This window comes from Pseudomonadota bacterium, from assembly GCA_034660915.1.
Lineage (GTDB): Bacteria > Desulfobacterota > Anaeroferrophillalia > Anaeroferrophillales > Anaeroferrophillaceae > DQWO01.
This window is the reverse complement of sequence record JAYEKE010000029.1, coordinates 1-5602: the sequence shown is the minus strand read 5'-3', so window position 1 is coordinate 5602 and position 5602 is coordinate 1. Positions and strand designations below refer to the sequence as shown.

The 5602-nt window shown below is 48.5% G+C and carries 3 protein-coding genes; all 3 read right to left on the bottom strand.

The features are described 5' to 3' along the window. Nucleotides 1-1592, bottom strand: a 1592-nt coding sequence (locus U9P07_01440) for a LysM peptidoglycan-binding domain-containing protein (protein ID MEA2108069.1), incomplete at its 3' end; no start/stop codon positions are given. Nucleotides 1593-2052: 460 nt separating this feature from the next. Beyond that, nucleotides 2053-3786 (bottom strand): carboxyl transferase domain-containing protein, encoded by a 1734-nt coding sequence (locus U9P07_01435; GenBank protein ID MEA2108068.1) that lies wholly within the window; start codon nt 3784-3786, stop codon nt 2053-2055. Between the two features lie 49 nt (nt 3787-3835). Beyond that, complete coding sequence (locus U9P07_01430) at nt 3836-4987, bottom strand: acyl-CoA dehydrogenase family protein (protein ID MEA2108067.1); 1152 nt, start codon at nt 4985-4987, stop codon at nt 3836-3838. Nucleotides 4988-5602 lie beyond the last annotated feature (615 nt).

Sequence of the window (5602 nt, the reverse complement as noted above, 5' to 3'; positions counted from 1 at the left end):
CCACCAGTGGAGATTCGGCTACCGGACCCGAAGGAAGCGGTATTCACCCGTTTCTTCGTTTTTGCCAGCCGCCGCTTCCGCCGCTGTTCGGAAAGCGCCAAAATCTGACCGGGTTTTATCAGCTTTGATCTTCCCAGGCCGTTCCACCTTCTTATATCGTTCACCGATATATGATATTTATGGGCGATCTTCCAGAGACTGTCACCACGCCGGACGCGATAAGCGGATGGTCGATGAATCACAGACTGGGGCATACGATGCTGCCGGACACCCGCGGCATAGATCCGGGAAGAAAATACCACCTGTCCTGAACCTTGAGCCCGCACTGGAATAACCAGATAAGAACCGGCACGAATCATATTGCCTGCCAGATTGTTCAATTCCTTAATCGGCCGAATACTGGTTCGATATCGGCGGGCTATGGTTGACAATGATTCTCCCGACCTGATTCGGTGCCTGCGGAAAGTTATCCGCTGTTCCGGCGGCAAACCGGCTAATCTTTGCTGACATTGCTCTCCTGTTCCGGAGGGAACTTTGACCAGATATTTTTTAACTTTGGGGGGAGTACACCAGTAACGCAGCTCCGGATTCAGCTTTTTTAACGCACTGAATTTACAACCAGCCGCCCAGGCTACAACCTGCAAATCCGTTGCATCATGAACCTCAACTTCATCAAAAGTCAAAGGTGGCAGATAGCCTACATCTGAAAGGCCATATTTTTCCGGTTCTTTGGCGATGAGAATAGCCGCTATCAGCCGAGGGATATATTCCTTGGTCTCCCGCTTCAGATAACGGTAACGGGACATCTCCCAGAAATCTTCGGTTTTATGTCTTTTAATGGCCCGCATAATCTTGCCTTCACCGGCGTTATAGGCAGCAGCAGCCAGGTACCAGGAATCAAAATATCCATAAAGATCATGGAGATATTTAGCGGCGGCATAGCTTGATTTCAGCGGATCCCGGCGTTCATCCACCCACCAGTTGATTTTCAATCCATAATTACGGCCTGTTCCGCTGATAAACTGCCACGGACCACAGGCCCGGGCCCGGGAATAGGCATGAGTTGTAAACCCACTCTCAATAAGCACCATATAAGCCAGTTCCTCAGGAATATGATACTGACGCAAAATCCGCCTCATTTCAGGCAAATAAAGCTGTGCCCTTTTAAGACTTCTGCGGGTAAAGGAACTGTTTACCGTACTGTAATAGGAAATAAAATGTTTCACTTTTTTATTGATGACAATGGGAAACTCGTAACGGGCCCCGGTCCTGGCTTTCTGCTCAATTTCCAGGTCATCGGCAGTATCAGTCTCTTTCTCCTCTCGGACATCTGCCAACCATTCATGGAGATAAAGAAGTGATCCCTCTTCATACTGTCCAGCGGCCAATGTCAACCAGGGATCCAAGCCATTCTCAGCAAAATCACCCTGAAATCCAACCGAGCTTTCACTGCCTGCACAATCTTGGGCAACCGGCAACTCGACCTCATGGAGCTTATCCGATGATGCCTTCAAGGCAGTTTTTTCCAGACCGCAGGCCGTACAAACCATCAACACCAGCAGCAGTAACAACTGCATGCATCTTTTTTTCATTAACACTACCCCCCGATAGAGGTCAATAAAATCATAACGTTATTTACTCAACTTTCCGACTTGCATTGCCGGGGAAATATTGCTGGATGTTCGGGCTTGGCTCATAGCGGTATTGGCCGCCGAACGAATCACACGATGTGATTCGTGGCGGAATCCTCGGAAGCCGGCCTGTCTGCGTGCGGCACGCACAGGCAGGCCATGGACGGCCGGCGAGAATGAGCGAGAGCCATGCCGGAACATCCGGGGACATTGCTTTAGACTCCCCACAGGCCCAGCTGTTTTTAGTGCAACTCAGAAAGTTGAGTTATTTAATTATCGTCTAATTTTTTTATTTCTGAACCATTAACAAGCTTATAACGCCCCTGTCAACTCTAATTTACTCCACCGGGGCAAAAAAGGCAGTACCGACAACAAGCCGGCACTGCCTTTCAATTGGTTTTAAGCAATTACAACCTAAATGTTAATTGCGAATCAGACGAGGAAGCAACATCTGATGATGTGGACAGATAGATGGAGGATTCTGATAAGCTGCCCGGGTAAAAGCAACAAAATAATCACGCATATTAGGCAGTGCCACTATCTCGTCGACAAAATCCCGTTGGGCGCAGTAAACCGGCCGGGACTGATCATGATACTGCTGAGCCAGGTCGTTCATCTTCTCAATGACCGGTTCCAGAGAACGATCAGCATCCTGTTCTTTAACCAGGCGGCGGGAAAAAGCAGCCGCAGCCGCGGTTTCACCGTGCATCACGTAAATCTCAGTCACCGGAGTACCCAAAGTCATAGCATTATTGCGATTGCCCTGGGGACCACCCATGACATAATGGGCCGCCGCCGTTCCTTTGCGCAGAACCACGGTCATCATCGGCAAAGCGGAACTTTCAATGGAATAAATGAGTGACTGTCCCAAGCCCAAGAGCTCAGCCTGCTCAGCGATATCACCGACATCAATGCCGGAAGTATCCTGAAACCAGACCAGTGGAATCCGATCCCGGCCACACTGGGTAACAAACTCATTCATTTTAATCAGGCCCTGGCGATACAGTTTACCGCCGATACCCATATAGTCAGCATATTCTGGATAGTTTGCCCCCAAAAATCCCTGGCGGTTGGCAATAAAACCGACTGCAAAACCGTCGATTTTAGTCAAACCACAATAGATCTCCGGACCATAACCAGGACGGAACTCCAGGTGCTCACTGTTATCAAAAATCCGCGACAGAATTTCATCCATGTTGTAAACCGCTTTCTGGTTAAAAGGCACCAGATAGTTAATATCTTCGGCCGGAAAACGAGGTTCAGCCGGTTCGGCAACCCTGAAAGCTTCAGGGTCATATGCCGGCATGCCAGCCATGCAGTTTTTAATCGCGTCCAGCACGCCTTCTTCAGTGGAAAAAACCTTGCGCATGAACCCGGTGACATCATGATGAATTTTTGTACTTCCGGGCGGAACCGCCTTAAACTGCCTGGTTGCGTCAATCAGCTGCTCGGCCCCATCAACATCAAAATTTCCCTTGGGGGCCATGCCACCGACAATCCCGCCGCCGCCGACGGCCATATTAGATTTTTCATGGGCAAAAATAATGGCGGGACTGATGGCATGATAACCACCGCCAGCCGGGTTTGTCCCATACATACCAACAATAACCGGAATGCCTTTCTGGATCAATTCTGCATGGCGAAAGAATACCCGTCCGCCGGAACGGCGACCGGCATAGACCTCTTCCTGTTCCGTCAGCTTAACCCCGCTGCAGTTCAGCACCCAGACCAGGGGAATATTCAGACGTTCAGCCAGATCCTGGGCCCGGAAAATATTTTCCGCCTGACCGGCGATCCAGGCCCCGGCCAGCACCTTGTTATCAGAAGCAATAATCGAGGCATATTTACCGGCTATCTTGCCGATGCCATTGATAACCCCGGTCGTCCCCTCAGCATTGAAGGTAGGATCATGGAGAGTATTGAGAGGCAGCCAGGTACCATCATCCACCAGGTATTCCAAACGCTCCCAGGCAGTCCACTCGCCCCGTTTATGGAGCCGCTCGGCAGCAATACCGGCATTTTTCACCTTCTCAACCGCCTCGGCAACCGTCTGTTCCACTTCTTTAATTTGGGCCACGCTATCAGCCAGTTTTTCCTTCTGTTTTTCTTTCAGCTCTTTACCAAATTTCGGCATCTCGGCAAAATAAGAATGCATAGTACTATCCTTTTCTTGGAAAATAATGGAAACTTAGGGAAAACATCTATCAATCAGCCAGCACATTCCGGGAAATAATTACTTTCTGGATATTGGAGGTTCCCTCAACCACCTGGAATGACTTACTGTCCCGCAGGAAACGTTCAACCGGATATTCGGATGAAAAACCATAGGAACCAAAGATTTTACAGGCCTCATTGGCAGCATGAACGGCAGCTTCGGCGGCAAAATATTTAGCCATCGAAGTTTCAAAGGTAGAACGTTTGGTTGCATCATCTTTAAGGGACGCAGCTTGATGAACCAGAAGTTTAGCCGCCTCATGTTCAACCGTCATTTCCGCGATCGATGCCTGAATCATCTGGAAATCAGCAATGGGACGACCAAATTGAGTTTTTTCCTTGGCATACTGAATACTGGCATCCAGGCAGCCCTGACCAACACCCACCGCTCTGGCCGCGCAACTCAACCTGGTTACATCAAGCATACCCATACAAATTTTAAATCCCTCACCCAATTTCCCCACCAGATTCTCTTTGGGAACTTTAACATCTTCAAAATAAATCTCCCCGGTGGGAGTACAGTGAAGACCCAGTTTGGTATCGATAGCTTTCTGGGTAATGCCCTCACTATGCATATCAACGATAAAAGCGGAAAGGCCCCGGTGCTTTGGTTTGGCCTTAGGATCAGTTACCGCGTACACCACCCCCAAGTCAGCACCGGGAATATTTGAAATCCACATTTTATTGCCATTAATAACAAAACAATCATCTTTTTCGGCCGCCCAGGTTTTCATCGAAGCCACATCAGAACCGGTGTTAGGCTCAGTAATAGCAAAACAGCCAAACAGCTCAGCACTGATCAATCCAGGAATATATTTCTTCTTCTGCTCCTCTGTACCATGTTTCAGCAGAACAGTCTGCAGGCCGTTCATCTGCATATTAAAAGGCAAGCCCCAGGAAGGGCTGACCCGGGCCATTTCCATGGCCATAATGCTGGCCGCCAGATGGCCGACTTCCGTACCACCATATTCTTCCGGGGCCAGACAGCCGAAAAAACCCAGTTCAGCCATCTCCAGAACCAGTTCTTTCCGGAAGTAATGATTCTTCTCATCCTCTTCCATTGTCGGTCGAACCCGCTCTTCGGCAAAGCGACGGGCTGCGTCACGCATCATCTTCTGTTCTTCGGTTAGTGAAAAATCCATCTTTTCCTCCTCAAAATTATCAGAAAACTACTTTAATAATTACCAATACATTAAAACTTAAGTGATAAACCATTGGCTAATCGCAAATCCCATACCAAAAATAACTATCTTCCAGCTCTTTTACCAGGAAATACAACTTCCGGCCCCCGCCAATGATTACAAGACTTCAAACAGATAAAAACTTTTTATCACTGAAAAATTCCAGCTACCTATCTGGTGAAACCTTTCACCAGATAGGTTAATTTTCACCCCACAATGTTGCCATTACCCAAGTTAAGCGATTTAAACAGTCCGAAGTCGCCGGGGACTGGTTCTTAGCGGTATTGGGCGCCGAATGAATCACCAGGACGGTGATTCTCGGCGGACGCCTCGGAGCCGGCCATGGACGGCCGGCGAGAATGAGCGAGAGCCATGCCGGAACAGCCGGACATATTGCGTTAGGACACCCCACAAACCCAGCTATTTATAGCAGTTCAGAAAGTTGAGTTATTCCTAAGTTAAGCGATTAGCTGTTAGCTATCAGCGTTTAGCCTTGAAAAATAAAGGCGTTACGTTAATGAGAAATAACACCCAACGGGTGAAAGTTTGTAAGTAAATATTCGACTTTGTCTATAG